General features: G+C 44.8%; 27 protein-coding genes, 1 other RNA gene and 1 pseudogene. 10 read left to right on the forward strand and 19 right to left on the reverse strand.

Translation table 11 applies throughout. From position 1 onward, the window contains the following. Positions 1-27 precede the first annotated feature (27 nt). Positions 28-525: a gluconokinase gene (locus RIE73_RS09635; protein WP_446400983.1), complete on the reverse strand. Its 498-nt coding sequence runs from the start codon at positions 523-525 to the stop codon at positions 28-30. Positions 526-703: 178 nt separating this feature from the next. On the opposite strand from RIE73_RS09635, the gene RIE73_RS09640 reads away from it, so the two are divergent. Continuing rightward, complete coding sequence (locus tag RIE73_RS09640) at positions 704-1,003, forward strand: hypothetical protein (RefSeq protein ID WP_446400984.1); 300 nt, start codon at positions 704-706, stop codon at positions 1,001-1,003. A 37-nt stretch (positions 1,004-1,040) separates the two neighbouring features. Here RIE73_RS09640 and RIE73_RS09645 read toward each other — a convergent pair whose 3' ends face one another. The 7 genes from RIE73_RS09645 to urtA all read right to left on the reverse strand — a co-directional run bounded on the left by RIE73_RS09645 (position 1,041) and on the right by urtA (position 10,137). Then, positions 1,041-1,289, reverse strand: a complete 249-nt coding sequence (locus tag RIE73_RS09645) for a hypothetical protein (protein WP_446400985.1) — start codon at positions 1,287-1,289, stop codon at positions 1,041-1,043. 143 nt (positions 1,290-1,432) lie between these two features. Then, a complete protein-coding gene (locus tag RIE73_RS09650; protein WP_446400986.1) occupies positions 1,433-3,211 on the reverse strand; it encodes an ATP-binding protein in 1,779 nt (592 codons plus the stop codon). Positions 3,212-3,537: 326 nt separating this feature from the next. After that, complete coding sequence (urtE, locus tag RIE73_RS09655; RefSeq protein ID WP_446401017.1) at positions 3,538-4,239, reverse strand: urea ABC transporter ATP-binding subunit UrtE; 702 nt, start codon at positions 4,237-4,239, stop codon at positions 3,538-3,540. Between the two features lie 728 nt (positions 4,240-4,967). Beyond that, a complete protein-coding gene (gene urtD, locus RIE73_RS09660; RefSeq protein ID WP_446400987.1) occupies positions 4,968-6,107 on the reverse strand; it encodes an urea ABC transporter ATP-binding protein UrtD in 1,140 nt (379 codons plus the stop codon). Positions 6,108-6,255: 148 nt separating this feature from the next. Further along, the gene (gene urtC / locus RIE73_RS09665; RefSeq protein ID WP_446400988.1) at positions 6,256-7,431 is read right to left on the reverse strand and encodes an urea ABC transporter permease subunit UrtC; all 1,176 of its coding nucleotides are present in this window, start codon (positions 7,429-7,431) and stop codon (positions 6,256-6,258) included. A gap of 125 nt (positions 7,432-7,556) precedes the next feature. Continuing rightward, positions 7,557-8,729, reverse strand: a complete 1,173-nt coding sequence (locus tag RIE73_RS09670; RefSeq protein ID WP_446400989.1) for an ABC transporter permease subunit — start codon at positions 8,727-8,729, stop codon at positions 7,557-7,559. Between the two features lie 88 nt (positions 8,730-8,817). Next, the gene (gene urtA / locus RIE73_RS09675; RefSeq protein WP_446400990.1) at positions 8,818-10,137 is read right to left on the reverse strand and encodes an urea ABC transporter substrate-binding protein; all 1,320 of its coding nucleotides are present in this window, start codon (positions 10,135-10,137) and stop codon (positions 8,818-8,820) included. 278 nt (positions 10,138-10,415) lie between these two features. Between urtA and RIE73_RS09680 the strand changes: the two genes are divergently transcribed. Beyond that, positions 10,416-11,549 (forward strand): 5-(carboxyamino)imidazole ribonucleotide synthase, encoded by a 1,134-nt coding sequence (locus RIE73_RS09680; RefSeq protein WP_446400991.1) that lies wholly within the window; start codon positions 10,416-10,418, stop codon positions 11,547-11,549. A gap of 21 nt (positions 11,550-11,570) precedes the next feature. Here RIE73_RS09680 and RIE73_RS09685 read toward each other — a convergent pair whose 3' ends face one another. Continuing rightward, entirely contained in the window at positions 11,571-12,473 is a 903-nt protein-coding gene (locus RIE73_RS09685; protein WP_446400992.1) for a pentapeptide repeat-containing protein, read from the reverse strand. A 186-nt stretch (positions 12,474-12,659) separates the two neighbouring features. Here RIE73_RS09685 and ssrS point away from each other — a divergent pair. From ssrS to RIE73_RS09700, 3 genes are all read left to right on the forward strand, one after another. Further along, positions 12,660-12,842, forward strand: a non-coding RNA gene (gene ssrS, locus RIE73_RS09690) — 6S RNA. Positions 12,843-13,069: 227 nt separating this feature from the next. After that, the gene (locus RIE73_RS09695) at positions 13,070-14,356 is read left to right on the forward strand and encodes a DNA cytosine methyltransferase (RefSeq protein WP_446400993.1); all 1,287 of its coding nucleotides are present in this window, start codon (positions 13,070-13,072) and stop codon (positions 14,354-14,356) included. A gap of 271 nt (positions 14,357-14,627) precedes the next feature. Continuing rightward, a complete protein-coding gene (locus RIE73_RS09700) occupies positions 14,628-14,834 on the forward strand; it encodes a hypothetical protein (RefSeq protein WP_446400994.1) in 207 nt (68 codons plus the stop codon). Between the two features lie 166 nt (positions 14,835-15,000). Here RIE73_RS09700 and RIE73_RS09705 read toward each other — a convergent pair whose 3' ends face one another. The 10 genes and pseudogenes from RIE73_RS09705 to RIE73_RS09750 all read right to left on the reverse strand — a co-directional run bounded on the left by RIE73_RS09705 (position 15,001) and on the right by RIE73_RS09750 (position 22,480). After that, on the reverse strand, positions 15,001-15,780 hold the full coding sequence (locus RIE73_RS09705; protein ID WP_446400995.1) for a hypothetical protein: 780 nt from the start codon (positions 15,778-15,780) through the stop codon (positions 15,001-15,003). 54 nt (positions 15,781-15,834) lie between these two features. After that, the gene (locus RIE73_RS09710) at positions 15,835-16,179 is read right to left on the reverse strand and encodes a TMEM14 family protein (RefSeq protein WP_446400996.1); all 345 of its coding nucleotides are present in this window, start codon (positions 16,177-16,179) and stop codon (positions 15,835-15,837) included. 296 nt (positions 16,180-16,475) lie between these two features. Beyond that, positions 16,476-16,844 carry a DUF760 domain-containing protein gene (locus RIE73_RS09715; RefSeq protein ID WP_446393206.1) on the reverse strand — a complete coding sequence of 123 codons (369 nt, stop codon included), beginning with the start codon at positions 16,842-16,844 and terminating at the stop codon, positions 16,476-16,478. Between the two features lie 149 nt (positions 16,845-16,993). Next, a complete protein-coding gene (gene scpB / locus RIE73_RS09720) occupies positions 16,994-17,485 on the reverse strand; it encodes an SMC-Scp complex subunit ScpB (protein ID WP_446381064.1) in 492 nt (163 codons plus the stop codon). A 191-nt stretch (positions 17,486-17,676) separates the two neighbouring features. Continuing rightward, positions 17,677-18,552, reverse strand: coding sequence for an ABC transporter ATP-binding protein (locus RIE73_RS09725; RefSeq protein WP_446400997.1), 876 nt, complete (start codon positions 18,550-18,552; stop codon positions 17,677-17,679). A gap of 119 nt (positions 18,553-18,671) precedes the next feature. After that, positions 18,672-18,959: a HepT-like ribonuclease domain-containing protein gene (locus RIE73_RS09730; protein ID WP_446401018.1), complete on the reverse strand. Its 288-nt coding sequence runs from the start codon at positions 18,957-18,959 to the stop codon at positions 18,672-18,674. A 166-nt stretch (positions 18,960-19,125) separates the two neighbouring features. Next, positions 19,126-19,437 (reverse strand): nucleotidyltransferase family protein, encoded by a 312-nt coding sequence (locus RIE73_RS09735; protein WP_446400998.1) that lies wholly within the window; start codon positions 19,435-19,437, stop codon positions 19,126-19,128. Between the two features lie 7 nt (positions 19,438-19,444). Then, a pseudogene (locus RIE73_RS09740) lies at positions 19,445-20,022 on the reverse strand (HEPN domain-containing protein). Continuing rightward, a complete protein-coding gene (locus RIE73_RS09745; protein ID WP_446400999.1) occupies positions 20,006-21,070 on the reverse strand; it encodes a ParA family protein in 1,065 nt (354 codons plus the stop codon). The pseudogene RIE73_RS09740 and the gene RIE73_RS09745 overlap by 17 nt, the downstream one beginning before the upstream one ends. A 99-nt stretch (positions 21,071-21,169) precedes the next feature. Continuing rightward, on the reverse strand, positions 21,170-22,480 hold the full coding sequence (locus RIE73_RS09750; RefSeq protein WP_446401000.1) for an NAD(P)/FAD-dependent oxidoreductase: 1,311 nt from the start codon (positions 22,478-22,480) through the stop codon (positions 21,170-21,172). A 317-nt stretch (positions 22,481-22,797) separates the two neighbouring features. Here RIE73_RS09750 and petC point away from each other — a divergent pair, with 317 nt between their 5' ends. From petC to RIE73_RS09775, 5 genes are all read left to right on the forward strand, one after another. Next, positions 22,798-23,331 carry a cytochrome b6-f complex iron-sulfur subunit gene (gene petC, locus RIE73_RS09755; protein WP_446401001.1) on the forward strand — a complete coding sequence of 178 codons (534 nt, stop codon included), beginning with the start codon at positions 22,798-22,800 and terminating at the stop codon, positions 23,329-23,331. A gap of 244 nt (positions 23,332-23,575) precedes the next feature. Continuing rightward, on the forward strand, positions 23,576-23,953 hold the full coding sequence (locus tag RIE73_RS09760) for a rhodanese-like domain-containing protein (RefSeq protein WP_446401002.1): 378 nt from the start codon (positions 23,576-23,578) through the stop codon (positions 23,951-23,953). Between the two features lie 180 nt (positions 23,954-24,133). Next, positions 24,134-24,820, forward strand: coding sequence for a class I SAM-dependent methyltransferase (locus RIE73_RS09765; RefSeq protein ID WP_446401003.1), 687 nt, complete (start codon positions 24,134-24,136; stop codon positions 24,818-24,820). Positions 24,821-25,029: 209 nt separating this feature from the next. Then, positions 25,030-26,028: an NAD(P)/FAD-dependent oxidoreductase gene (locus RIE73_RS09770; RefSeq protein ID WP_446393198.1), complete on the forward strand. Its 999-nt coding sequence runs from the start codon at positions 25,030-25,032 to the stop codon at positions 26,026-26,028. 98 nt (positions 26,029-26,126) lie between these two features. After that, on the forward strand, positions 26,127-26,621 hold the full coding sequence (locus RIE73_RS09775; protein WP_446401019.1) for a rhodanese-like domain-containing protein: 495 nt from the start codon (positions 26,127-26,129) through the stop codon (positions 26,619-26,621). Positions 26,622-26,748 lie beyond the last annotated feature (127 nt).

The raw sequence follows: 26,748 nt of genomic DNA on the forward strand, positions 1-26,748 counted from the left end.
CAAATCTATTCCACAATTTTAGCTGTGTCAGTCCACTAGGTTCAACTGATTGATCACTTGTTGAACAATTACCTCTGGAGATTGGGAAGCGTCAATGTGGATGGCTTCAGAGGAAGTCGGTTCTTCTAAGGTTTCAAACTGACTTTGTAGCAGGCTTTCTTTCATAAAGTGGTTTTGGCGATGTTGAAGCCGTTTATAAATGAGTTCAAAGCTACCTTTTAGGTAAATAAACTGGACTCGCGAATATTGAATCTGTAAAACTTGACGATAACTTGACTTGAGCGCTGAACAGGCTAATACTGTATTTTTACCTGCCATTATCCACCGATCAATGGCTGATCGCATCGCCTCTAACCAGGGTTGTCTGTCTTGATCGTTGAGGGGTATTGCCTGTTTCATTTTCTCTTTTGCGGCTTGAGTATGAAAGTCATCAGCATCCCGAAATTGCCATCCCAAACATTGAGCTAAGGCTTGACCTACCCTAGATTTGCCAGAGCCAGAAACTCCCATTACAATTATAATCATTTCTCAATTCATTGACGGGCTGCGGTTTTTTTCAATTCGTGTCTATTCTGAATAAGTTATCATGCATTTAAATAGGGTATTAGTAGCGAGGAAGATGCTCGCACTACAATATTTTCGTCATTACTGACATTAAGCTTTAAATGCCGAACAGCTTAATTAATGATAATTATAAACATTATTGGAATGGGCGCATCGCTATGGGAAATGGGCGCATCGCTATGGGGAATGGGCGCATCGCTATGGGGAATGGGCGCATCGCTATGGGGAATGGGCGCATCGCTATGGGAAATGGGCGCATCGCTATGGGGAATGGGCGCATCGCTATGGGGAATGGGCGCATCGCTATGGGGAATGGGCGCATCGCTATGGGGAATGGGCGCATCGCTATGGGAAATGGGCGCATCGCTATGCGCCCCTACTGGGTTGGATATCCAGTCTTTCCCGTTCCCTGATTTCAATCACCAGAATAGCACCCTGAATCGTGGTGATTTTCCTAGCGTGCTGGAGTCGCATCGTTAACCCCAAGGCTCATGTTCCTCTCCAATCATCCGATTTGCGATCGCTCTCCATACATACGCCAAACCTGTTCTGGACAAGAGGTTCGTCTGAGCGATGATATAGTCAGCCAGATGACTGGTGGCGGATATGACAATTAACCCCGATTCTTGACCCAGTAACCGTTCTACCAGTTCCGCTTTTTCCTCTGTTGATAGGGTATTCGCTGCTTGCCAAACCGTATCTACAGGACTAGATTGATTGTTCATTGGTATTATGTCGCGTTCATACATCGTTTTACTGTTCCTCATACAACTAGGAAGATTATAGGAATCATACCAGTTCTGGTGAAACCGTGAATCTACGTAAAAATGAAAGTTATCGGGGAGAGCATACTGTATAATCTACGGAATTACTCCGGCTTAATCGGTAAACTGACGACAAACTCTGAACCTTGACCCAATTCTGAAATTACCTTGATTTTTCCCTGATGTTTGTCAATAATCTGATAGGATATAGCCAAGCCCATTCCTGTGCCTTGTCCAACGGGCTTGGTGGTGAAAAAAGGATCGAATATTTTAGGTTTTATGTCTGGAGGAATCCCCGAACCTGTATCCCGAATTTTGATTTCGATTTGGTTGGGATTAACCTGCTGGGTTTGAATGAAAATCTGTCGTTTAGCCAAACCGGACTTAACGCTGAGTTCATCGATGGCATTATTAATAATATTCATAAACACTTGATTAAGCTGTGCTGGATAGCACTCAATTAAAGGAATTTGTCCATACTGCTTGATCACTTTAATAGTCTGAGTCAGGCGAGAATTTAAAATTAAAAGTGTATTATCAATTCCTTCGTGAAGATCAACGTGTTTCATTTCTGCCTCATCGAGGCGAGAGAAGTTTCGCAAGGATAGGATGATTTGGCGAATGCGTTCGCTTCCCACTTGCATGGAGTTCATAATTTTGGGTAAATCTTCACGGATAAACTGCAAATCTATGTCGTCAAGTTTCGTTTTAATGTCTGCTGGAGGATGGGGATAATGCTGCTGATAGAGATGTAAGAGTTCGAGAATATCATGGGTATAATCTTGGGTGTATGTCAGATTGCCATAAATAAAATTAACCGGATTATTAATTTCATGGGCAAGTCCAGCCACCATTCGTCCCAAACTAGACATTTTTTCACTTTGAATCAGTTGCGTTTGGGCTTGCTGTAAGTCCCGAATTTGTGTAGCGACTCGTTGAATCAGATGATTCAGAGATGTGGCTAATACGCCGATTTCATCCTCAGTGGTTACGGGGGCTTGTAGGTCAAAATTGCCGTCCTGGGTGGCTTGTTCGGCGACGCGGGTTACGGATTGAATTGGACGGGCGATCGCGCGGCTGGTATAGATGGCTAAAACAGCGGCAATTCCGATCGATAGCATCATACTCCCTGCAATGATACCAGCCCGTAATATCTTGGCTTCTTTGAATTTCGCCTTTGCCTGCTGTTGTTGAATTTCCGTTAAGCGAACAACTTCATCTAAATTGGCGGAAATTGTTTCAAATTGGGGAATTAATTCCTCCTTCAAGTTTTTTAGCAAAAAGGACTTAATGCTTTGAGCCTGAGTAACCGTAATTGTTTCCGAATTGATTTTTTCTAAAAGAGAGCGAACGGTTTGCTGATATATATCTAACCCTCGATCACAATCATTCAACAGGACTGTAGATTTCCTCGTGTAATTGGAATAACCAATAGGTAATTCGCGATTATTCTTTAAATGGGTCTGTAACTTTGAGAGTTGGCTATCAGCTTTGATTAAATTCTCGTTTAATTCAATAATGTTTTCAACCTTGATAGTCTGATTTAAGGATAAATATTTTAATCGCTCTTGGTATAATATGATATTAAAAAAGGATTGTTCTAAATCCTCCATCAGTTCTAGGCGTTCCTGAGTGATTTCTAATGACTCTCTGGCGCGGTCATCATAATATTCTCCCACGATTAATCCTGTCGCTGTCCCAAAAACAGCAATACTCACCGCTAAAAAATAGCCAGAACCAATTTTTTGATGAATACTCCAACGACGGCTGATATGATTGATCCAGAGTCCAGGATTAATAAACAGAGGAAAGCGACGCGATGGCGGGGAAGGAGTCGCGACACTTGGATGGTTAGAAAAAATACCTGATTCTGAGTGATGCATAAGGCAAATGCGATACTGTCATGGTTTTACTATAGACAAAGCACCCTTTGCCTTTCCAAGGTAAAATTTTTAGATGTCAATCCTGTGAATCTGGTGTTTCAGTCATTCGTCATTTGTCATTTGTCATTTGTCATTTGTCATTCGTCATTCGTCATTTGTCATTTGTCATTCGTCATTTGTCATTCGTCATTTGTCATTCGTCGTTTGCTTCCCCATCTCCCTCATCTCCCCCATCTCCCCCATCTCCCCCATCTTCCTCATCTTCCTCATCTCCCCCATCTCCCCCTGTTCCCTGTTCCCTGTTCCCTGTTCCCTGTTCCCTAAAACTAAACCGCTAAAAAGCGCTGAATCACCTGCTGACTCAATTCGCTAGTTGAACCTGATGCGACAATCCCTCCCTTTTGCATGGCGTAGTACCAATCCGCTTGTCGTACAAAATGCAGATGCTGTTCCACCAGCAGCACAGAAATCCCGGTAGATTGGATAATTTGGCGGATAGCGGCTTCAATTTCTAAGATAATCGAAGGTTGAATCCCTTCGGTGGGTTCATCCAATACCAATAATCGAGGTTTCCCCATTAACGCCCGCGCGATCGCCAGTTGTTGCTGTTGTCCTCCACTTAAGTCTCCACCCATACGAGATAGCATGGATGCTAACCCAGGAAACAAGCTGAAAATCTCTTCAGGAATCTCGGCGTTGTTCCTTCTACCCTGACGACAAGCTTCCAACCCCAGCAACAGATTTTCTTTTACGGTTAAGCGGGGAATAATCTCTCGTCCTTGGGGAACATAACCAATGCCTAATTTTGCCCGTTTATCGGTAGAGGTATGAGTAATCGGTTGCTCGGCGAAGGTAATTGTACCGATTCGCGGTTTAAGTAACCCCATAATCGTTTTCAGTAACGTGGTTTTACCTACGCCGTTGCGTCCAATCAGGCAAACCATTTGTCCGACGGGTACAGTTAAATCCACATCCCGGAGAATGTGACTTTCGCCATAATACACATTCAAATCCCGAATTTGCAGCATTAACGGCGTTGCGGATTGATGATCGACTTTCGATATAACTTGCTCAGTTGAACTCATAGCTAAGTAGGTAGGGACAATAAAAGTTAACGGCTGAGATCGTCATTGGTCATTTGTAAGGGTTTGAGGTCTATTTACATAATACAGTGCTGTTTTCTTTTGTCCGACTACTTAGAGCATCGCTGGGTGTAACCACAGTTCGCGATCGCAAGACGTAAAAATTATGCCCTTAACGTTGTTTCAAAGTCAATTATAGCGGCAGATTTAGATAGTATGGGGGGCAGATTTAGACACAATCGTAGGGGCGGGTTTAGGGACTAAATTTCGCTATTCACCGATAACATATCAACAAAACCCGCCCTCCCCACCGATAACTGAACGGGTATTATAGGTTGAAGCTTTTATAAATAAAACTTTTAAGTTCAAAGTTTAAGTTTTGATTTTGTAAATATGATGAGATTTTGACCGGGCAGCAGCAGTCCCTGGAAAAGCCCAATTTGACGTTGTTATTTGGCTGTAGTATGATATATTAAAAATTGTATATTCTGGTAACATAGGTTAATTGTAGCCAATTTGCCAACACACAGGCTTTAAACCCTGACTCTGGCGTCATTTTTTTGGCTAGCGTTGGCAAAACTCAAAAAATACAAGCATACCCCAATGACAAAATTTTCGGAGTTGACTCAAAAATAAATTTGACAAAAAACAGGTTTTATGAATTAAACCTCCAATTACAACGACTTAGAGGTATCTGTTTCCAAGCGATTCACCACAGCTTTCGGTAAATCCAGAAGCTTCACTAGGTCTTTATAGGCTGCTGCTTCTTGTTCATTAATCGTCGGTTCATTCGGCGTGCGGGCGCTAACATTAATCACCTCATACCCCAACTTCAGAATTAACTCTCGTTCTTCAGGACTTTCAATTTGAGCCACCAATTCATCAATATCAACATTGGCGGCTAAATAATCCTGGAGTTCGGTTTGTAACTTCTTCTGTTCTTCAACATCCGTTGAAAATAATTGACTCAATCGAGCAATAATCAACTCCGCTTCTTCCGGTGCTAAATCCCCATCAGACCAAGCCATCGCCGTGACAATTCGCAGCAGTTTCATTTGATGGGCGCTAATCGAGGACTCTCGTCCTAAATACACTTCCACCACACGGGGGTGATTATGCACCTCATCGATACTGCCTTCACATAACACCGACCCCTCGTGTAGTACCGTCACCTTCCGGGCAATCAGCCGCACGAATTCCATATCATGTTCAATCACAATAATCGAATGACTCTCGGCTAAGTTGATCAGTAATTCGGCAATATTTTCCGTCTCTTCATCCGTTAACCCAGCCACAGGCTCATCAACCAGCAATAAATCCGGGGATTGCGCCACCAACATGCCAATCTCTAACCGTTGCTTTTCCCCATGGGAGAGTAAATCGGCGGGTAAATCGGCTTTGGGAACTAAACCAATCGTTTCTAATAACCCTAATATCGTGCGTCGTTCCGATGCAGCAGGACGCCCAAATAGCGTTGAAAACACATTTTTGTGGCGATTACAGGCTAAATCTAAATTTTCTCGCACCGTTAGATTCAGATAAACTCGCGGGGTTTGGAATTTGCGACCAATCCCCAGCCGCACAATTTTATGTTCCGATTTGCGCCGCAAATTCTGTCCTTTAAACAGAACTCGTCCCCTAGTTGGCTGGACTTTCCCCGTAATCACATCGAGAAACGTGGTTTTCCCCGCACCATTGGGTCCAATAATCACCCGTAACTCTCCAGTATCCATACTGAAGTTGAGATTATTGAGTGCCTTAAAGCCATCAAAACTAACGGTTAAATCTTCAATCGATAATATTGGTTGATTCATAGTTGGCAGAACTTTAGGTGACAAAGGACAAATGGAAAATATAGGGAACTAACCTTTCAGTGTCATCCGTGTGTGATTAACCTCTCGTCCCCTACCCCCATCTCTCCAATAAATCCGTGAAATCAGTGTTTTGACAAAGGACAAACAACTAATGACGAATCTCCTCTCGTTCTCGTTGCACCTCTGGGTCTTCTTCTAAACTGGGGTAAGTAATCACCTCTTTGCGCCTCCCAAATAAACTCAGCAACGCCTGATACCCAGAATATCGCCACCACCCGACAATTCCACTGGGCAATACCGTCACCACCAACAAAAATAATCCTCCTTGGAAAAACAGCCAACTTTCAGCAAAGTTTTCACTGAAAAGGCTTTTAGCCAAATTGACCACCAGCGCCCCTAGAATTGCGCCCACGAGTGTAGCCCGACCGCCAACTGCCACCCAAATCACCATTTCAATCGAAAAGGCAATATCCATCGCCTTCGGTGAAATAATCCCTGTTTGCAGCGTGAACATCGCCCCTGCGATTCCTGCTAATGCCGCAGAAATGGCAAAAACGAACACTTTAAATCCGGTGGGATTGTACCCCGAAAACCGCACTCGACTCTCATCATCACGAATCGCCACCAGTAAGCGCCCAAACCGACCTTGAGTTAGCCAGCGACATAAGGCATAAGCAAGGATCAGCAATAAAATAGTGAGGGTATAAACGATAAACTGGGTGCGGGTAGCATTCACATCAGCCCCCAGCACAGTTTGGTAATTGGTCAAACCATTCGTCCCATTGAATAGCTTCTGCTGACCATTAAAGAAATTGAAAAAGACAATTGTCGCCGCTTGGGTGAGGATCGAAAAATAAACGCCGCGAATCCGATTGCGAAAAACCAGATAGCCAAACAAGCCGCCGACAATAGCTGGAATAATAAGAACGGCAAAGACAGCAAATCCAAAGGAATCAAAGGGTTGCCAAAACCAGGGTAATTGGTCTACCCCATAAAGACCCATAAATTCTGGCAAAGCATCGCCCTCTAGGGGGGCTAATTTCAGGTGCATTGCCAAGGCATACCCCCCCAAGGCGAAAAAGATGCCATGACCCAGACTCAAGAGTCCGGTATAGCCCCAAATCAAGTCAATTGCCAAAGCTGCGATCGCCAATGCCAAAAATCGCCCTAACAGGTTCAGGCGAAAATCCGACAGCACCAGGGGAAACACAATAATCAGCAGCAGGGCGATGACCGTCACCACACCCACTTCAATCAGCAGCGATTGACGCCGCTTTCGTCGTCGGTCTAGTCCCGGAATTTCAAGTACAGAGTCAGATGTCATTGGTCATTCGTCATTTGTCATTGGTCATTCGTTATCCTAAAACTGCCTTAATTACTCCCTTGGTGACTGAACTTTTTTGTTCCTTCTCCCGTCTGCCTTCTGCCCTCTGCCTTCTGCCTTCTACCTCACAATTCATAAGAGCGTCCTTTCTGTGGGAAAATCCCGCCCGGTCGAATTTGCAGGAAAAGAATAATTAAGGCAAACACCATTACCCTTGCCATACTGGTGGTGGCAAAAAAAGTAAAGAACTCAAATAACGGCTGAATCGGTTCAAAGATAAAAGCCAGTATACCCGAACCAATCAGGTAATTCATTGTCCCAATCGCTAACGCCGCCACAATCGAACCCACCAATTTACCGACGCCGCCAACCACCACGACCATGAACGTATCAACGATATAATTCTGACCTGTATCGGGACTCACTGAACTCAGCAAACTAATCGCACAACCCGCGACTCCAGCGAAACCCGAACCAATGGCAAAGGTTAAGGCATCAACCTTAGCCGTGGGAATCCCCAAACAAGCACTCATACTCCGATTTTGAGTCACGGCACGAATCCGTAATCCCCAAGCTGAACGCTGTAAAAATAGGTAAATTCCGGTGATGCAAAGAATCGTTAGCCCGATAATAAATAATCGGACATACGATAACTGAAAGCTACCCTCCGATAACTCCACCATCCATCCCCCTCGCATCCACGTTGGCGCGGTGACATCAACACCTTGAGTACCAAACCAAGGCTTGGTTAAGGCGAGGGAAGAGGTTTCACTCAAAATCTTGCCAATCGTAAAGGTAATTCCCAGAGATAGTACAACCATGAGCGGGATTGCCCAAGCGCGAATCCTCTGGAAATCTGCCCGACGAGATATTACCCATAGCGCCCCAAAAAACAGCAGGCAAAATAGGGCAATCCCAATCACCATCACCCAATTTACGCTACGGACAAACTGCTGCAAAATTAGACTAACCCCCCAGGTTGCCAGCAAGGTTTCCAGGGGACGCCCGTATAGAAATCGGATGATACCCCGTTCAAGAATCAATCCGACAAGGGCGGTGACTAAAAATGCGATGGGTATGGCAAACAAAATATAGGTTTCAAACCAGGGTTCCCCCAGCAACTTGAAGCCATTTTGGACAACAAAGGTTGTATAAGCACCCAGCATCATCAACTCGCCGTGCGCCAAGTTGATCACACCCATGAGTCCGAATACAATGGCTAATCCCAGGGCTGCTATTAATAAAACAGCGCCACTACTGATCCCGCCATAGAGACTATTCAAAAGTCCTGCTAGCACAATTTTTACGTTGATTGTTGGTCAGGAATGACAAAGAACATAAGACCAATGACGGTCTTTACGTTGAAGTTGATTGGCGTCTACCGACTTATACGTCTTTTAACTTATATTTGCCACCCTTACTCGGATCAGACCAATCGCAGCCTAATCCCTTCGTATCAGCAACAAATTGATTCCAGGGAATCGGTTCCACTGCCGCTTCGGTCTCATTGACAATTTCAAACAACCCATCCTCACCCACTTTGCCAATCCGTACCACCTTCGAGAGGTGATGGTTAGAATTCATCGTAACAATCCCTTCTGGGGCTTCAAATTTCTGACCATAAGCCGCTTTACGAACTGCCTCTAAATCATCAGCCGTTCCTGCTTCTTCAACCGCTTGCTTCCACAAGTAAACGCCAATATAAGCCGCTTCCATCGGGTCATTAGTCACGCGGTCTTCACCATATTTTGCTTTAAAGGCATTGACAAATTCCTGGTTCTCTGGAGTATCAACGGTTTGGAAATAGTTCCACGCCGCATACTGATCTTTCAGGTATTCTGTGCCAATTGCCTTGACTTCTTCTTCGGCAATACTCACCGACATCACCGGATACTTATCCGGGGTTAATCCTGCACCCTGTAACTGTTTAAAGAATGCCACATTACTATCACCGTTGAGGGTATTAAAAATAACTCCCCCGTCTGGCAACGCCGCTCGGATTTTGGTAATAATTGGCGTCACTTCTGTATTTCCCAGAGGCAAGTAATCTTCGCCAACGGTTTCGCCACCCAATTCTGCCAGTTGTGCCTTAATAATCATGTTGGCGGTACGGGGAAACACGTAGTCCGAACCCACTAGAAAGAGTTGTTTCCCCTTATTCTCCAGCAACCAATCCACGGCTGGTTCAATCTGTTGATTCGGAGCAGCGCCTGTATAGAAAATATTGTTAGAACACTCTTGACCCTCGTACTGCACAGGATACCAGAGCATGTGTTTTTTCTCTTCAAAGACGGGCAATACTGCCTTGCGGCTAGCCGATGTCCAGCAGCCAAAAATAGAAACGACTTGATCTTGGTCAATTAGCTTGCGGGCTTTCTCGGCAAACGTGGGCCAATCGGAGGCACCGTCTTCCACAATCGGTTCAATCTGCTTACCGAGAACCCCCCCAGCGGCGTTGATTTCCTCAATCGCCAGTTGTTCGGCATCTACGACACTCTTTTCACTAATCGCCATGGTGCCACTCAGGGAATGGAGTATCCCCACTTTGATCGTGTCACCATTGCCTCCAGCCGCCGATTCCGAGGTTGTCGCCTCTCCGGTGGTATCCGGCGCGGGCGGTTCACTACAGGCTTTGAGCAGCAGTGTCGTGCCTAATGTGGCGGAGCCGTAGATCAAAAATTTACGTCGCCCTAGTCGTCTAACCATTTGTATAGATAGTCCTTGGGTAATTCTGTTTGTCGATAGAGATAAACCTGGTTAAGCTGTGATATTAGAGCCAGCTTCTGCGAGTAATTGTTATTTTTGATACCAAATTCGGGTTAACTCCCTCCATTTAGGGTCTGCTGAATAAGTCTTGTGGTGGGGAGAGGCAATAGGGAATAGGGAATAGGCAACAGGTAACAGGATATAGGGGATGCAAACAGCGGATTTGGGATGAGACCAGAATCCGTTAAGATTAACAAGCGAGTGACTCAAACCTGTGAATGTCTAAGACTGTGAAACGAGTAGGGGTAATTGGTGGTGGACAACTGGCGTGGATGATGGGAGATGGGGCTAAATCATTGGGATTGGATTTGGTGATTCAAACCCCCCAGCCGACTGACCCCGCTGTTAGCGTCGCGGCTGATACTGTTTTTGCCCCGATTGATGACGCCACCGCGACGGCTACGTTAGCCGCCCAGTGTGATGTGATTACCTTTGAGAATGAATTTATTCATCTAGATGCATTGTTCCCCTTGGCAAACCAAGGTGTCTGTTTTCGTCCCCGCCTAGACGCTTTAGCCCCGCTACTGGATAAGTATCACCAACGGTGCTATTTACGGGATATTGGTTTACCCCAACCCGCATTTAAGGTATTTGAGACACCCCTCAACCCCGATACCCAGCCATTCCCCCTCGTTGTGAAAGCCCGACGCCACGGTTACGATGGTCAAGGCACGTTTATTTTCAAGGATCACAAACGTTTCCAGGAACGCTCTGCCCAACTTGCCGATACCCCTCTACTGGTTGAGGAGTTTATCCCCTTTGAACGCGAATTAGCAGTCATCGCGGCGCGTTCGGTAAGCGGTGAGGTCGTGGTTTACCCAGTTGTGGAAACTCAGCAAGACAATCAAGTCTGCCGTCGGGTGATTATTCCCGCCCCGATTCGCCCGGAAACGGAACACGAGATTGAGGCGATCGCCCGTACCTTACTCAACAGTCTACAAGCTGTGGGCGTATTTGGCATTGAACTTTTTCTCACTGCCAATCATCAGATATATGTCAACGAAGTTTCCCCGCGTACCCACAATTCCGGACATTTTAGTCTCGATGCTTGCGACATCTCGCAGTTTGAAATGCATTTACGGGCGGTTGCTGGATTCCCCTTGACAAAACCAACGCTTAAGTGTAATGGAGCCGTCATGGTTAATCTATTAGGTTACGAATATTCCCAGAACGACTACCTGGAAAAACGGCAAAAACTCGCCAGTCAGCCGCAAACCTATGTACATTGGTATGGGAAAACCCAATCACGCCCAGGGCGCAAACTCGGTCATGTCACCGTCTTGTTGGATGCTAACTCCCAGAAGCATCCCCAGGCGATCGCACAATCTATAGAAACTCTCTGGTACGGTTAATAACAAATGACAAATGACAAATCACTCTAATTGTGGCGTCCCCTTTAAAACAAAATCACTTTGAGCTTGAGCCATAACCTGAATCATCGCCTTAAAATCAGCATTTCGTTGGCGATACTTGGCGATTAAATCCTCTGACTGAACTCTCATACCTAACGTTTCGCAATAATCCGCCTCAATACGTTGAAGTTCCTGTTTATAGCGCTGCTTAAACGATTGCTCAATTTTTGCCTTATTCTCCTCTGGCAAAACATTGAGGTGGACAACTACAGTCCCTCGATGCTTGGTTTCAATGGCTTGAATAGACACCGGAGAATTATCCTTTTCCTCCTCCAACGCTTGAAAAGCAACCAAAAAAGCCTGCCAATCAATCCCCTTGCGGAAAATCAATTCAACCGTTTCCAGGGTTTTTTGGAAAAGCTTGGTAAACTCACCCGGTTCAAACGTACCACTATGAGGACGGCGTTCTTGCAGTATATATCGTTTAGTCTGAGGAGAATATCGGGACTTAAGATAAACATAGTCACAAATAACTCCAGTCAAATTGGTTGTACTATCAATATTCCAATCTTCTAAGCAAACGCCTGTGAATATTGCCCGCTCAAAGTTTGTACCTAAAGCTTGGGTTCTAATCAACCGGGCTTCCGATAAATCCGCGCCGCTTAAAAGGGCATTTCTAAAATCCGCGCCCGTAAAATCAGCTTTGCTAAGATTGGCATCGGTCAAATCAGCTTCCAGCAAATCCGTGCCAAAGAGGTTAGCCCCTTGAATATTCGCCCCTCTCAGGTTAAACCCACTCAAATCCAATAAATTTAGGTTAGCCCCCTCCAACATGGGAGTAACATCAGGATGCTTCTTGCGCCAATTGTTCCAGTGGAATAACCCCAGTTTGACAAGATAGGAGTGGGGTTCGCTGTACACCATCTGACCCTAACCCCGAATATCATACTTTGCGATCAATGATACTCATCAGTTTAGCCTAGACTGTTCAGAACAGCGCATAATTAGGCACGAACAGCAGCCTGTTTCAGGGCGCACGCCATGCGCCCCTACAGACGACGATACGGGACAGTAGACATCTGGAAATAAATCGTTAAAATAGGGGTACAGGTTCCACTGGAACGTTGGTGACTGCCAATAGTGTTTTTTGATCTTTGTTTGTATATAAAAGGGAATCGAGAGACCTTGTGGCAGTAGACCGGGCATGAACCCGGAAACTTAAAACGAGTGTCCACGATGCCCACCTGGTTTTCCAGGTCATAAGCTGAGGCAAGACGGCGTTCCGGTGAACCTGCAATAATTCGCAAAAATTTCCCCCTGTCTTAGGTGATTAGGGGGATTTTGCATGGTCATTAAGGCGGGTGGTGGGGTGAGGGAGCAGGGGGAGCAATGTAGAGACGTAGCATGCTACGTCTGGGAGCAGGGGGAGCAGCTTATCCGAATCACAAAACTGTAGCAGGAGTTTCTAGAAGCCATCCCAAGTGAAAATATGGGATAGAACTAAAGCAACGGATGAGGGGATGGCAAATTTTGCGTATCGACCTGTCGCTATTGATTTATTTGCAGGTGTGGGTGGGTTTTCCCTGGGAATCGAACAGGCGGGATTTGATGTGGCGATCGCTGTGGAAAAAGACCCGATTCACGCGGCTGTCTATAAGTTTAACTTTCCCCAGACTCATGTCTTGTGCGCGGATGTGACTGAGTTGACGGGAACCCAGATCCAACAAGCCTGGCGGGATTGGTGCGATCGCCAAAAACGTCCGGTTCGGGTGAGCGATCGCGACAGGATGGACATAGACTTAGTATTTGGTGGACCCCCTTGTCAGGGATTCTCTGTGATGGGGAAACGTCAGGTTTGTGACAAACGGAACCTTTTAGTCTTTGAGTTCTGTCGCTTGGTCAAAGAACTCCAGCCGCGTTATTTTCTGATGGAGAATGTTCCGGGTTTAGGGTGGAAAAAATACCAAGACTTGTTGAATCGGTTGCAATGGGAGTTTAACGCCGCCGGCTATGAGATAACTCAACCCATCCAAGTCCTCAACGCGGTTAATTTCGGTGTACCGCAGCAGCGACAACGGTTATTTGTGTTGGGAAATCAGGTTGGAGTTAAACCTTTAACCTATCCTCAGCCTCAATTGCAATCACCCTCTGAATTCCTTACGGTTCGGGATGCGATCGCGGATTTACCGAATTTAGATGATTTTCCGGAACTCCAAACCTCAGACTGGGTAGAACTGACATTCCCTCAGTTAAAATTACTCCAGGCATTAGCCATGCCTTACGTAGAAAAGCTACGTGGTATAATCAGCGATCCCTCTAATTTCGCCCATCCCCGCCACTGGAATCGATCCCTCTTAACCAGTTCTAAGCGAACCCGACACAATCCTGCATCAATTGAACGGTTTAATCAAACACTACCGGGTCAACTAGAAGCCATTAGTCGCCTACAACGCCTAGACTGGGACAAACCCTGCTACACTCTACGAGCAGGTACGGGATATGATCGGGGTAGCTATACTTCCCCCCGTCCCATTCATCCTAACTATCCACGGGTAATTTCAGTCCGAGAAGCCGCACGTTTACATTCATTTCCGGACTGGTTTCGCTTTCATGTTACGAAATGGCATGGATTTCGACAGGTCGGAAATGCTGTACCGCCGCAACTTGGACGAGTCTTAGGTGATCAAATCATCGCCGCCTTGGGAGTTAACTCCTCGCCGCCATCTCTTTCCCTGCGCTTAGGAGACTCATACCTATTAGAATTAGGACAGGTCAAAGCCTCTAAATATTGGCAACAAAAGGTATAAGTAGGGTGGGCATTGCCCACCAGCCTTAGGGAGTGTGCCATTCCGCTTAAGTCATAGTGTCACTCCCAATATTTTGTGATTTAGATCACCTAAAAAAGGGAAACGTATCATAATCCTTCCTAAGGTAGCATCACTTAGCTAATAAATACTTATCACAATTTAGATTCAGTCATTATCACTGACAATCTGCTGATTTGATCACGTTAGAAAATCGATAAGTTTTTTAATATATTTTATACAAGGAGAGATACACAACACTGCTAAAGACCCAATGAAACCTGCACAAGTTTGCTTCCCCAAATTTCCCGTCCAGCAAATTGGTCATCGCATTCTGAATATGCGTCAAATTAGCTGGATTGATCAACAACTGTTTATGTCAGCCCTTTTATCGAAACAGTCCCTTTCAATGGAAGAGGAACACTTAGTTGAACGCATTTATGAAGGTTTAAATCGAGGATGGATTCGAGTCGTTGAATAGAATCAATTATAAATCATAAACAAGAAAAGGTTCATCTTCAAGGACATAAGGTAAGACCCTTTCATACCCTTGCACTACTATCAAGGAAAATCTATCATTGCTCCCCCTGCTTCCCCAGCTTCCCCTGCTCCCTACCCCCCACAAGACTTATTCAGCAGACCCTAATTTAGATTCTACCACTACCAATTTTGGGTAAAACTTCCTTTGCCCATAATTCATCAGAAATTTTAATTTGTTTATCTTCAGGAACTCGTTGATTGTACTGCTCTAATAAAGCTGTAATCAGTTGAATATACTCTTTCAGTAAATCCCGAATTTCTTGTCTGGCTAATAAATTATAGGAGTTCGATGTATTGTTTTTTATGCTAAAATTCCGAATTACTGGGGCATTGAAGACAATCCAAAGAAATGGAGAATTAATCACTTCTTCCATCAATTCAATCAGTTCAGGCTGTAAAAACAAACAATATTTTTCCATGGTGCGGTTTAAGGAATCCTTAAACTGCGAGCATTCCCGCAATAGATAATCTGACCAATCCGCCTCAATTGCGCCCAATACAGGGGCTGGCTTGGAAAAATCGAGAAATGCTAATTCTTCAAAAAAGGTATGGTCAAATAAATCAACGACTGTTTGATAATCTTTATCGGGTTTTTCGGCAATAGCTGCCTTAAACATATTAAAGAACAAATAAAAATGGCGTCGCAGCGGTCTCCTGAGTTGTAAGAATGCCACAGCTTCTAGTTTTCTGCGTTGATTTTCTTGATCAATCGCAATGACCCGATCAATCGAAAAGACGACAATTAAAATACCCGTAATTTCTGAGGCAATATCTAACGAAAAGGATTTGAGCCAAGGATATTGCCCCGAACTGATGAAATAAACCAAAAAGCAGCAGCCCAATAAGATAGGAAGTACAACATAAGGAGTTTTGAAAGATTTTCTCATCTTATCGCCTGCTACTTTGCTTGAGCGTCCGGGTTATTGAGAAAAAATAATCTTCTATTGCAAGAAACCCTCTGCTGCTAATAATCCTACAGAAAATAGTACGGTGGCTAATAGCGAAAAAACCATCATCATGCCAGAAGGCATAAAGCTGCGGGTGCGGAAAAGGCGAATAATAAAAACGATAAATAACACTAGGGAAATGAGTGTGGCGAGTCCGAGTCCCATAATCGGGATGACCCGACAAAGCCACCAAGCAACCAACAGTCCTAAACCGCTACTGATCCCCGATATTAGGGATTTTTGGCTTTTGGCTTTGACATACCCGATGATGCCCCCTGCCAAGACGAGTAGAGCATAGATTAAAACAAATCCGGTAATAATTGGCAATAAGTTGTTCATGTTAGGAAAATTTTGCTGGATATCAAGACTGACGATCCACTAATTTATCGTATAATATCATGTCCGCCTAAACAGTCATTATTCCCTTGTGCCTTGCAACCTTCCTCCTTCCCTTGGAACCTTCTGCCTTCTGCCCTCTGCCTTGTCTCCACCGATAGTGTAAGTATTCCACCGGACATGATATAAGTCGTACAAAAACGACTGCCCTTTACGGCAGCCCAATCCCCCGCCTCCCGTCTTCATTAGACGGGGGAATAGCTTTTCCATGACTCTATTAGGCTTTTACAGGAATTGGTTTAGAGGGAAGAACCGTTGGAATGATCATTGTAACGGGATTGCCCATGCCAATTCATGGTGTCAGTCATATTATCTTCGAGTTCCATACGTTGTTCCATGCGACGCAGAAAATAGCCCGTCATCATCGCCGAAGCCAACAATCCAGCTAAGTTTTCGCGATCTGTGGTAACTTGTACATTGAAACTCTCAGATGGAAGCATGCCCACCAGTCCTTGGACATTCTGGGAAATGATTTGCTGAATTTCCGGGCTGGCAGATTTGGCAACCTGGGACAGCACATCGGGGGATTGGTGTTGGAGATAGTTCAGGAGTTGGTTGGTTGCGTCATCTTCAGGGGGAGAATTGAGGAAGTCAGAGTTAAATACCATTAGAAATTAAAAGATGTGACTTACTTGTTTCTACTCTAAACGATTGTACTAGCTACCGACTTGGTGCTTTGGTTAAACAGTCCTAGTTCTTAAGGAAGAAATTCAGGATTGTGCTTGGGGCTCAAGGATAAGATCAGATGAAGTGGTGCTTAGGATTGAGAGGATGTGCGTAGGGACGGTAGGAGGTTATCGAGTTCAAAGTGTTGATGAAATTTATTGGTGACTTGCAACCAGTAGGAACGACCATCAGTTTGTCGGCGTCTGCTGACAAATCCGAGGGAGATGAGTTCTTGAACATGTTGATACGCACCACTACCGCGTAAGTCGATCAGTTCAGTTTGAGCAATAGGTTGTTTGATTGCGATCGCCGCTAAGGTTCTCAATGCTCCTACACCTAATTCAGCAGGCACTAGACTTTGCATTAACGTAGCAAATGAAGCCCGTAACTGCAAGCTATAGCCCTTTGGCGTCTCGACGACTTCTAGGGCGCTGTCTCGATAGGCATAGTCTGACATCAGTTCAATTAAAGCATCTTCTGCCGCCGAGCGATCGCATCGGGCACACTCAGCAATTTCCGCCAGGGACAAGGGTTTGCCCTTTAAGTATAGAATCGCTTCAATTTGGGTCGCTAGACGAGGCATTGGGGATTAGGGACGTTTTGAGTGTTGAATGTGTAGGGGCGGGTTTAGGGAATTCGCTGAAGCTGTTGACGATAACTTGGGTTCAAAACCCGCCCTCTTATTGAGTTGTGGGTGTGTAGGGGCGGGTTTTACCGATAACGCTTGGGCTTCAAACCACTAACTTAACTCGCACCCGCCCCGACCAAGTCTCATCAATCGAGTTGTCGTCCCGTCAGTTCCACAAAGATATCTTCTAAATTTGAGGGACGAACCATCATACCTGTTTTATCCGGTAAGCTGTCAAGATAGGCATTGGCATCATCTAGAGTGGGAAAGAATTTATACTCGAAGCGATCGCCAATTTGTTTCATCAGCAATCCTTCACCATGGTTAGCTTTCAGTTGTTGCAGGGTTCCCAGTTCAATTAGCTTACCACAGTCCATAATCCCGATGCGTCCCGGCTGACTTGTCCCATAGGAATCACATAACACCTCCACCTCGTCCATGTAATGCGTCGTCAGCAGCATTGTCATCCCTTGGCGGTTTAAATCCCGAATAATCTCCCACAGGCGGCGACGGGTTTGGGGATCAAGTCCCACGGTGGGTTCATCTAAAAATAGAATTTTGGGTTGGTGCAGTAGCGCCCTAGCAATTTGCAGGCGACGCTTCATCCCACCGGATAGGGTTTTCACAGGCGAATCCCGCCGTTGGGCTAATTCTACATACTCCAACCACTGGTTAATCAGGGTTTGCCGTCGGGGATTGGCAATGTGGTGCAAACGTCCGTGGAGTTCCATATTCTCCCAAACGGTCAGGTCGTTATCAACACTGGTTTGTTGCAACACAACACCAATATTCTGCTTAACCTCAGCCGGTTGACGCACCACATCGTAACCTGCAATCTCAATTTGCCCTGCGCTGGGTCGGGTTAAAGTGGTTAACATGCGAATCGTCGTCGATTTCCCCGCACCGTTGGGACCGAGGAGACCAAATATCTCTCCCGATTCGATAGTGAAGGAGAGGTCATTAACCACAGGGATTTTATCGTAGGTTTTTTGGACGTGTTGGACACAAACAGCAGAGGGCATTCGGTCTGACTCATAGTAGGACAACTTTACATTTCATCATATCTTGGCAGTCATCGTGGTGAGAGCGATTTCTTAACAGGAACGAGAAACAAGAAGATGTAAGGTTTAATTTAGCCGAGCTATGGATACTCCTGCTCGATAATTTTTCGGATTTCCGTATCTAACTCAGGAACTTTGCTGGTAACAACGTCCCCTACAATATCGTAATCAACACCGAAGTAGTTATGGATTAAGCGGTCACGCATTCCCGCGATCGCACGCCATTCAATTGTGGTATAGTTCTGACGTAGTGTATCAGGTAGTTGTTTAACCGCTTCGCCAATTACTTCAATGCTACGAACATAAGCCCGTTTCAAGCTTTCGTCTTGCACAAAAGTAGTTTTATCCAGACCCCTAGAGCTTGTGATAAGTAGTCGGACAAAAGAAAACGGTACTGTACTAAGTTTTGTAAACCACCCTCAAACCCTTACTGTTCCCTGTTCCCTGTTCCCTGTTCCCTAATCTCAACCGTTAACTTTAATTGTGTCCACCCACTTAATGTAGGTGGTTTCGTCGAGGATATGCTGTAAATACTCACGCGCTGACACAGACATACTCAACCTCATCTAGAATACGCGAACCGATGTAAGGACTTAACGACTCAACAGTAATTAAGTCAACGGATCTACCAAATAGATCTTCTAGAAAAAACGACAGGTGCATGAAGTTATCAAAGCTTTTCTGGTCTGGCTCAAATACCACCAAAATATCAACATCGCTTTTTTCGTGGATTGCATCACGGACAAACGAGCCAAATACTCCACACTTGTTGACTCCAAAACGCCGTAACTCTTGTTGATGCTCATACAAGAGAGAGAATACTTGAAACTTGGTTTTTACAGGCATAGTTTACTTAAAGGATTTGGTGAATAGTCTCAACAACCTGCTCAACAAAGTTAACTGCATCGCTGACAAGAATTTCATCAATGTACCAGCGGCTGCCGATATTATATTTTGATAGCTAAGACGTTCTCGAACTTCATCTTCTAGCCAAGAGGCATTATTCAGTCTGTTCAAAACACTATTTGATATAACTGGGAGCAAAGCTGAGACTGGGTGAGATTGCTGCAAAAATGAGGAACCTTGACTTTGTTGGATTTCATGCTCTAACCAGGATGCAATATCCATCGCTATCAATCGTTCTTGGCGTGCGCCACCTAGGGAAACTTGAAAACGAGAAAATGCAGATTGAGAACTGTTGCGTGGAGGATTAGGTTCGGAACGCTGACCCCTGTGAATTTCTAGCATTCCTAGGGTTACAACTTCATGGACATAGTAATCCAAAGCGCTCACAGCTAGAACCAGAGCAGCCCTCAAAATATCTGACAAATCTAGGGCGGGAGTTGATTGAGCTTTAACAGAGTTGTGAATAGAAATTAGATCTCGAACACGATCAATGCTGATTCGGAATTGATCAAGCGCTGGCTGCATAGGAATGAGAAGTTAGTTCTATAATCTTATCCGCTAATTCTGCAAATATTTTTTGAAATTCAGCTTGCTTTGCTTGGTTATTTTCTAACACTTTTCCTGTTTGCCTTAATTGTTGAGGCGTGAGGGCATAGATTGGAGTCTGATGTTCCTGAGAAAGAGCAATTAGGCTATTAAAATTGGAAATTTTTGTTAAGCAAAAACTGTCACTAATTCCATGTTTAGCATATAATTTATCAGAAATTAACATACTATTTTGACGTAAAATCGGAACCAGCTTAGAGGAAACGTCTTGCTCAATCTTATTAATCCATGTTTCAAAAGCAGCAGTTTCTTTCCCGCGAATGATCCGAAAATTTTGAACAATAGTACCTAAAAAGCGTAGTGTAATGTCAGGAAAGGGATAGGATGCTCCTTTCAAGACAGGAAGTGAACTAGCTTGTTTAGCCCAGGCGTACCATTTGGGTAGAACTTTAGCTAATGAATCAATTGCCATTACCGAAAAGAAATCGGCAGTAGTAGGCACGATAAAAAAGTCACTGGTCATTAGTAAATTTTGATTGATTGATCCTAAGCTTGGACTCATATCAATCAAAAGATAATCTGCACTAAACTTTTCAGCAGTTTTATTCAATAAATCTGGAATAGAGCCGGGTAAGTTTTTGAGAGCCTGAATTGAGCCACTTAGCTCTTGAGCAATTCCCAATGTGACTTCATATTCCGCAAAACCCACATGACCAGGTAGTAAAAACAGTCCATCTTGTCCCTCAATGGGAATGCAGTCTACTGCCTCAATAGCCCTTGGCTGTGACTCAAAAGCTGGTGCTAGCCCTGTTCTAATATTTGAATGGGTATTGTAAATCGCCTCAATTCTTGCCTCGTCGCTCTCTGTTCCTTGTCCTAAAGCCATACCCGTTAGATTACACTGGGGGTCAGTATCTACAAGAATTACTGTTTTTCCCTTTGAGGCAAGCATCCAACCAAGATTAAATGTGGTTGTAGTCTTACTGACTCCGCCTTTGTGATTAAAGAGGGCTATTTTTTGAACCATTGCACTTACTATTGCCTCTTAGTTCTCCAACTTTAGACTTTAGTATAGCGTAAGCCTGACTCTTCCGGACTTACTATGCCAAACTGTTAGTTTAATCGCTTATCTAGTTTGCAAACTTGACTCAATTGGATAATCCTTTGATACTGGAATTGGTTCTACCAGCGATAAGCCCAACAAGCGCAAACCCCAACGCTCAAACCAAGGTACAGATAACCCCCATCGCATCTTGGTTAAGAAAAATCGCTCAAAAGCAATCTTTAACCAGCTTACCCAACGACCGCGTTTGGCGATCGCACGTCGCCGTTGACCTGTTTTGGGATTAGGTAAAACGGGATCAGCTAGGAATACAATTCCTGTATCACCAAAATCCGCCATACAAATCGCTGCTAAGGTTGGCGTCACCGATGCAGCTTGAATCACACCCAACTCTCTAGCAATATTGTGCGCCACCGCCATCCCCATCGCCTCCGCCATTTGCCCCGTTTTTGGCACACCGATAGGCAAAGGTGTCTTTTCCGGTGGCGATAACTGCACCACTACGCCTGCACTATAAATAGAGGGAAATGAGGGATGCTGATACGTTGGTAATACAGGTAGAAAACCCTTCTGATCACTCAACCCAGGGACATCTCGGACAAAGCGGGGTCCCCGGAATGGCGGTAGCAGCATGGCATAGTGGAAGGGTAGCCTATGACCCTCTGCCAAGGTTATCTGTTGCGGATGAATGGCAGTAATTTCAGCATTCTCAATCACCTCAATCTGCCGTTGACGCATTAATTCAGTCACCAATTCCGCCGAATCTGCCATACCTCCAATTCCCAAATGACCTGCATAAGGTTCTGGAGTGACAAAGGTAATCGGTACTTGTTCTCGCAATCCTTGTCGCCGCAGTATCCAGTCGGCTAATAGGGCAAATTCATAAGCCGGTCCCATACAACTCGCACCCGGAACCGCCCCCACTACCAAGGGTCCGGGATTTTCCAGAAATTTAGCCCACGCTTGTTTTGCCATTAAAGCATGGTGAGGATTGCACACCGATTGGGTATAACCGCGATCGGGTCCTAATCCGGGTATGGCATCTAGCGCTAATTCCGCCCCGGTAGCAATTACTACATAATCATAATCAATTGACCTGTCTCCCACCCTTAACCATTGAGCCTTGGGGTCAATACCCGTTACTTTACCTTGGACAAACTCTATTTGCCGAGACTTGACCACAGAAGCAATGTCTACTTGAATTCGCTGGAGTGGAGTTAAATTGAACGCAACCCACGGGAGAGAGGGAATAAACGTAAATTCAGGTTTGTCACAAATTAACGTAATTCGGTGGACATGAGGCAGGAGATGCCGTAGTTCGTAAGCGGTGGGTAGTCCGCCAATACCCGCACCGATTACCACAATATGAGCCATGATTACACCACTGTTTATTAAAACTATACAACTTTGTAACTATATTTACAATCTATCGGGATTGAGCGGCGCTCCATAAACGCGAGATGCCAAAACGAAACACCTGTACCCTGTAGGGGCGACCTTAAGTTGACATGGATGCCCGCTTGTATCAATCAACAATTGGCGTCCACTCAATCGGTTCGGGTCGCCCTCTACGAAGCATCACCAGTACCTGAAGTAGGTTAAGCAGATCTTATTACTTGACTAAATAGCCAATTGGTTATTAAACTAAATAACAAATCGTAAATTTTGTTTACACAAATCGGAGGATATCCATGGAAGACAGTCTATCGATGCAAAGCGTCTCAATGTCTCGGCGACAGCTTCTCAACTTCCTCACCGGAGCAACCATCGCTGCCACAGCCAGCGCCGCCCTCTATCCAGCCGCTAAATTCTTTGTCCCACCCCAAGAAGGGGGCGCAGATGGTTCGATTATCGCCAAAGATAAATTAGGGAATCCCATCCCCGTGTCCCAAATCGTCGCCCAAGGTGCAGGCGCCCGTGCATTGGTTGCGGGTTTGGCTGGTGAACCGACGTATTTAACCGTTACCGACGATAACACCTTAGATTCAATCGGAATTGTCGATAACTGCACCCACTTAGGTTGTACCTTTCCCTGGAACAATATGGATCAACAATTTCAATGTCCCTGTCACGGGTCTCGTTATAGTCCCGATGGTTCGGTTGTCCGGGGTCCGGCTGACCGTCCCCTGAAGCTGGTGCAGGTCAAGATTGAAGGCGACTACATCCGCATAGCGCCTTGGACGGAAACTGATCCCCGCACTGGGGAAACACCGTGGTGGGTTTAAACTTTAATTTAATCATTTTGTCTGATACCAAGTTTGTATGACGTTGCACTTTTACCCCACCGCCTACGGCACCTCCCCTTAGTAAGGGGAGGTTGGGAAGGGTGAATGAGTATTAGGTGCAATGTTACGAAGAAAGGGTATGAGTTTTTGTTGCATTTCCGACATTCCTATAGACTTTTGGTCAAAAATCTCTATGGAAACAGCAACACAATTGAGTCTTAACATTTTGAATTGGAAATAATCTATGAATTCTATATCCTCTTTCTCTCCCTTTGTCAAAGACTGTTCTCCCCAAGAATTTGTCGAATCTCCAAATCCACCATTACTTATCGATGTCCGCAGTGGTTTTGAATATGCAATGGGTCACGCCCCCGGCGCAATTAACCTCAGTTTACCCCGTATTCTTATCGGCATAATTCCGATGTTTCGCCGTTGGGTTTTACCGCAGTGGTTCCAAGATTTGCCCAAAGATAAACCCATTGCCGTTATTTGTTTAACCGCTCATCGCAGTCCCATTGCTGCCAAACAACTGGCTAAAGCAGGTTTTGCTAAGGTATTTAATATCACAGGCGGCATGGTGGAATGGCGACGGTTAGGATTAGAGATTCAAACCAATTCGTAAGTGTAATGCTACTGACTTTAGAGTTTGTAGTAAGCGCTAAAGCGCTTCTGGCACGCTTCGTGCCTACTACGAACCCAACTTAAGTCAGCGCCATTCTTCTTAAGTGAAGCTTTGATAGGAAACAATCCTGATGCTAACTTGCTACCATGAAAGTTCCCTAATTGTAAATGGTGAATCATTATGGTCTTAAAAATACAACCCTGTGCAAACTGGTACAAACAGTTATTTGCTTGGGGAATGGCGAAGGCAAACACAGCCGATGAAAATGCTATTCAATTAGCAAATTGCAGTAACCATTCTACCCTAGCTCAACTCAAGCAGGCTTTATTTGCCGACTTGCAGGGGAAAGTTGTAGAAATTGGACCTGGGGCTGGGGTTAATTTAGAGTATTATCCCACTGACATTCATTGGATAGGCGTTGAACCAAATCCTTTTATGCATTCCTACCTGGAACAGGAAGCCCAACAGGTTGGGTTGAACCGGATTGATATCAACAGTGGGTCTGCTGAACGGATTGATGTTGATGATAATAGTGTGGATGCTGTTGTCAGTACCTACGTCCTCTGTTCCGTCAGCAATCTTTCTGCAACAGTGCAAGAAATCCGACGAGTTCTCAAGCCAGGGGGTCGCTTTTTGTTTGTTGAACATATAGCCGCTGAATGTGGCAGTTGGCAACGGCGGATTCAAGGTAGCATTGAGCCGATTTGGAAAACGGTGTTTGATGGGTGTCATCCAAATCGGGAAACAGGGCTGGCGTTAGAAAAGGCTGGATTTGAGAACCTAAATTATCAACAGTTTCAGGTTTCTTTTCCAATTGTTAGCCCTCATATTTCTGGAGTGGCTACTAAAAGTAGAGATGTGTCATAACAGGAATTTTGCAAAAGCCAGCAAGTAGGTTGGGTTGAGGAACGAAACCCAACTTATCTAGTTAGCTTGTTGCCAAATTGGGGTGGAGGCGAGTTAAGTTAAATGGCATGTTTCTTAAGGGAGCCAAGAAATAAATTTCTGGCTCAAAGCTAAAGTAAGCTAAAGCTTACTGGATAAGTTTTTTTAAGTTTGTTCAAATTATGACAACCATGCAACTCACGAAAAAAAATCTGCCTGAACGTCTGAATCATATTTACGATGCGATTGTCGTTGGCGGCGGCGCCGGTGGACTTTCTGCTGGAATCTACCTGCAACGATTTCGCCTTTCGAGCCTAATTATTGATAAAGGCAAAGCTCGCTCATTTTGGATGCAGGAATTGCACAATTATTTAGGCTTACCACCGGATACTCCAGGTCGCGTTTTGTTGCAACAAGGAAAACAGCATTACACGTCTTTAAATGGCGATATGTTGAATGGTTATGTTGAGGAAGTGGTGGATGAAGGAAATAGGTTTGCTGTGCGGGTGAAAGTGGGTCGTAAAAATAGTATTTACCCCGTATTGCGCTCGAAATACTTAATTGCCGCGAGTGGCATTATCGATAATTTACCCCCTTTGGAGGATATGCAAAATGTCTTTGATTATGCAGGATATAACTTACATGTCTGTATGGTTTGTGATGGCTATGAAATGACAGATAAGCAATGTGGTTTCTTGGCGGGTAGTGAAGCGAGTATTGAAGAAATGGTGTTTAATCTCAGTTGGTTTACACCTTATATCACTGTGTTCACCCATGGACTGTTTGAGGTGAGTGATTCAATGCGTTCTCAACTGCACAATCATGGTTATCGTTTGGTGGAAACCCCGATTAAGAAATTTCTGGGTGAAAATCACCAGATGACGGGAGTTGAGTTAGTGGATGGGTCAATTATTCCCTTAGAAACTGGATTAATTTCTATGGGGTCACGCTATCACAATACTTATCTCCAAGGATTCAATTTAGATGTCAAGGGTAGTAATCTGATTACCGATAAAATGGGGCGGACGTCTCACCCGCGAATCTTTGCGATTGGAGACTTGAAGGTGGGGTTAAATCAAGTGGTTGTGGCGGCTGGAGATGGTGCTTTAGCAGCGACTCAGATTTGGCGAGATATTCGTCGGGAATCCGGTGCCCGCCACTGGGAAGAAAATCGAGCGGTTTCTGTTTAGCGAGCCGGGAGTTAATAACCAAAGCCTTGAGCAATGGTGCATTACTACAATTGCCCAAAATCAACAAACGAAAAGCAACTAAATTAAGGATAAAAATGATGAAAATTCAAAAAATGCTATCAGGATTACTCCTGGGATTATTACTGGTTTTAACTCTGCTGGGTGGTGTATTCGTTCCTAAATCTGCCCTAGCTGCCGTAGAATCTAAGGTGACGAGTCCACCTAGCGCAGAAGTCTATACAGCAGTGGATCAATTGCTGAATTCGCTACCACGAGATTACTATACAGTAATGCCAGTGAAGCAGTTGAAGAACAAGTTAAAAAAGGAGAAAGATGTAGTATTAGTGGATGTGCGAGAACCGTCGGAATATGCTTCAGGACACATTCCTGGCGCTATTAATATTCCCGTGCGATCGCTCACCAAGAATTTAGACAAAATTCCCACGGATAAACCTGTAATTTTATACTGTTCTAGTGGGCATCGCACCGCAATCGGTATGACGGCGTTGCGGTTGTTAGGGTACACGAATGTTCGCAGTTTTCCGCCCAGTATTAATGGCTGGAAGGCGGCGGGCGAACCGTTGGAAAAGTAAATGTCTGGTTTAATTCCAGGAACACTTTTCTAACCTTTGGCTAAGAATACTCTTGAAGAGGCTCTGTCTGCTGTAGTCGAGTAGCGGCAGAGCCATAATAAAGAGCATTTCTCACATTGACCTGGAA

The sequence above is a fragment of the Coleofasciculus sp. C1-SOL-03 genome (assembly GCF_040220555.1).
Lineage (GTDB): Bacteria > Cyanobacteriota > Cyanobacteriia > Cyanobacteriales > Coleofasciculaceae > Coleofasciculus.

Bases quoted from the DNA above. Each gene is read 5' to 3' on its own strand.
- RIE73_RS09635 (WP_446400983.1), bottom strand. From the start codon at position 525: ATGATTATAATTGTAATGGGAGTTTCTGGCTCTGGCAAATCTAGGGTA.
- RIE73_RS09645 (WP_446400985.1), bottom strand. From the start codon at position 1,289: ATGAACAATCAATCTAGTCCTGTAGATACGGTTTGGCAAGCAGCGAAT.
- RIE73_RS09650 (WP_446400986.1), bottom strand. From the start codon at position 3,211: ATGCATCACTCAGAATCAGGTATTTTTTCTAACCATCCAAGTGTCGCG.
- urtE (WP_446401017.1), bottom strand. From the start codon at position 4,239: ATGCTGCAAATTCGGGATTTGAATGTGTATTATGGCGAAAGTCACATT.
- urtD (WP_446400987.1), bottom strand. From the start codon at position 6,107: ATGAATCAACCAATATTATCGATTGAAGATTTAACCGTTAGTTTTGAT.
- urtC (WP_446400988.1), bottom strand. From the start codon at position 7,431: ATGACATCTGACTCTGTACTTGAAATTCCGGGACTAGACCGACGACGA.
- urtA (WP_446400990.1), bottom strand. From the start codon at position 10,137: ATGGTTAGACGACTAGGGCGACGTAAATTTTTGATCTACGGCTCCGCC.
- RIE73_RS09680 (WP_446400991.1), top strand. From the start codon at position 10,416: ATGTCTAAGACTGTGAAACGAGTAGGGGTAATTGGTGGTGGACAACTG.
- RIE73_RS09685 (WP_446400992.1), bottom strand. From the start codon at position 12,473: ATGGTGTACAGCGAACCCCACTCCTATCTTGTCAAACTGGGGTTATTC.
- RIE73_RS09695 (WP_446400993.1), top strand. From the start codon at position 13,070: ATGGCAAATTTTGCGTATCGACCTGTCGCTATTGATTTATTTGCAGGT.
- RIE73_RS09700 (WP_446400994.1), top strand. From the start codon at position 14,628: ATGAAACCTGCACAAGTTTGCTTCCCCAAATTTCCCGTCCAGCAAATT.
- RIE73_RS09705 (WP_446400995.1), bottom strand. From the start codon at position 15,780: ATGAGAAAATCTTTCAAAACTCCTTATGTTGTACTTCCTATCTTATTG.
- RIE73_RS09710 (WP_446400996.1), bottom strand. From the start codon at position 16,179: ATGAACAACTTATTGCCAATTATTACCGGATTTGTTTTAATCTATGCT.
- RIE73_RS09715 (WP_446393206.1), bottom strand. From the start codon at position 16,844: ATGGTATTTAACTCTGACTTCCTCAATTCTCCCCCTGAAGATGACGCA.
- scpB (WP_446381064.1), bottom strand. From the start codon at position 17,485: ATGCCTCGTCTAGCGACCCAAATTGAAGCGATTCTATACTTAAAGGGC.
- RIE73_RS09725 (WP_446400997.1), bottom strand. From the start codon at position 18,552: ATGCCCTCTGCTGTTTGTGTCCAACACGTCCAAAAAACCTACGATAAA.
- RIE73_RS09735 (WP_446400998.1), bottom strand. From the start codon at position 19,437: ATGCCTGTAAAAACCAAGTTTCAAGTATTCTCTCTCTTGTATGAGCAT.
- RIE73_RS09745 (WP_446400999.1), bottom strand. From the start codon at position 21,070: ATGGTTCAAAAAATAGCCCTCTTTAATCACAAAGGCGGAGTCAGTAAG.
- RIE73_RS09750 (WP_446401000.1), bottom strand. From the start codon at position 22,480: ATGGCTCATATTGTGGTAATCGGTGCGGGTATTGGCGGACTACCCACC.
- petC (WP_446401001.1), top strand. From the start codon at position 22,798: ATGGAAGACAGTCTATCGATGCAAAGCGTCTCAATGTCTCGGCGACAG.
- RIE73_RS09760 (WP_446401002.1), top strand. From the start codon at position 23,576: ATGAATTCTATATCCTCTTTCTCTCCCTTTGTCAAAGACTGTTCTCCC.
- RIE73_RS09765 (WP_446401003.1), top strand. From the start codon at position 24,134: ATGGTCTTAAAAATACAACCCTGTGCAAACTGGTACAAACAGTTATTT.
- RIE73_RS09770 (WP_446393198.1), top strand. From the start codon at position 25,030: ATGCAACTCACGAAAAAAAATCTGCCTGAACGTCTGAATCATATTTAC.
- RIE73_RS09775 (WP_446401019.1), top strand. From the start codon at position 26,127: ATGAAAATTCAAAAAATGCTATCAGGATTACTCCTGGGATTATTACTG.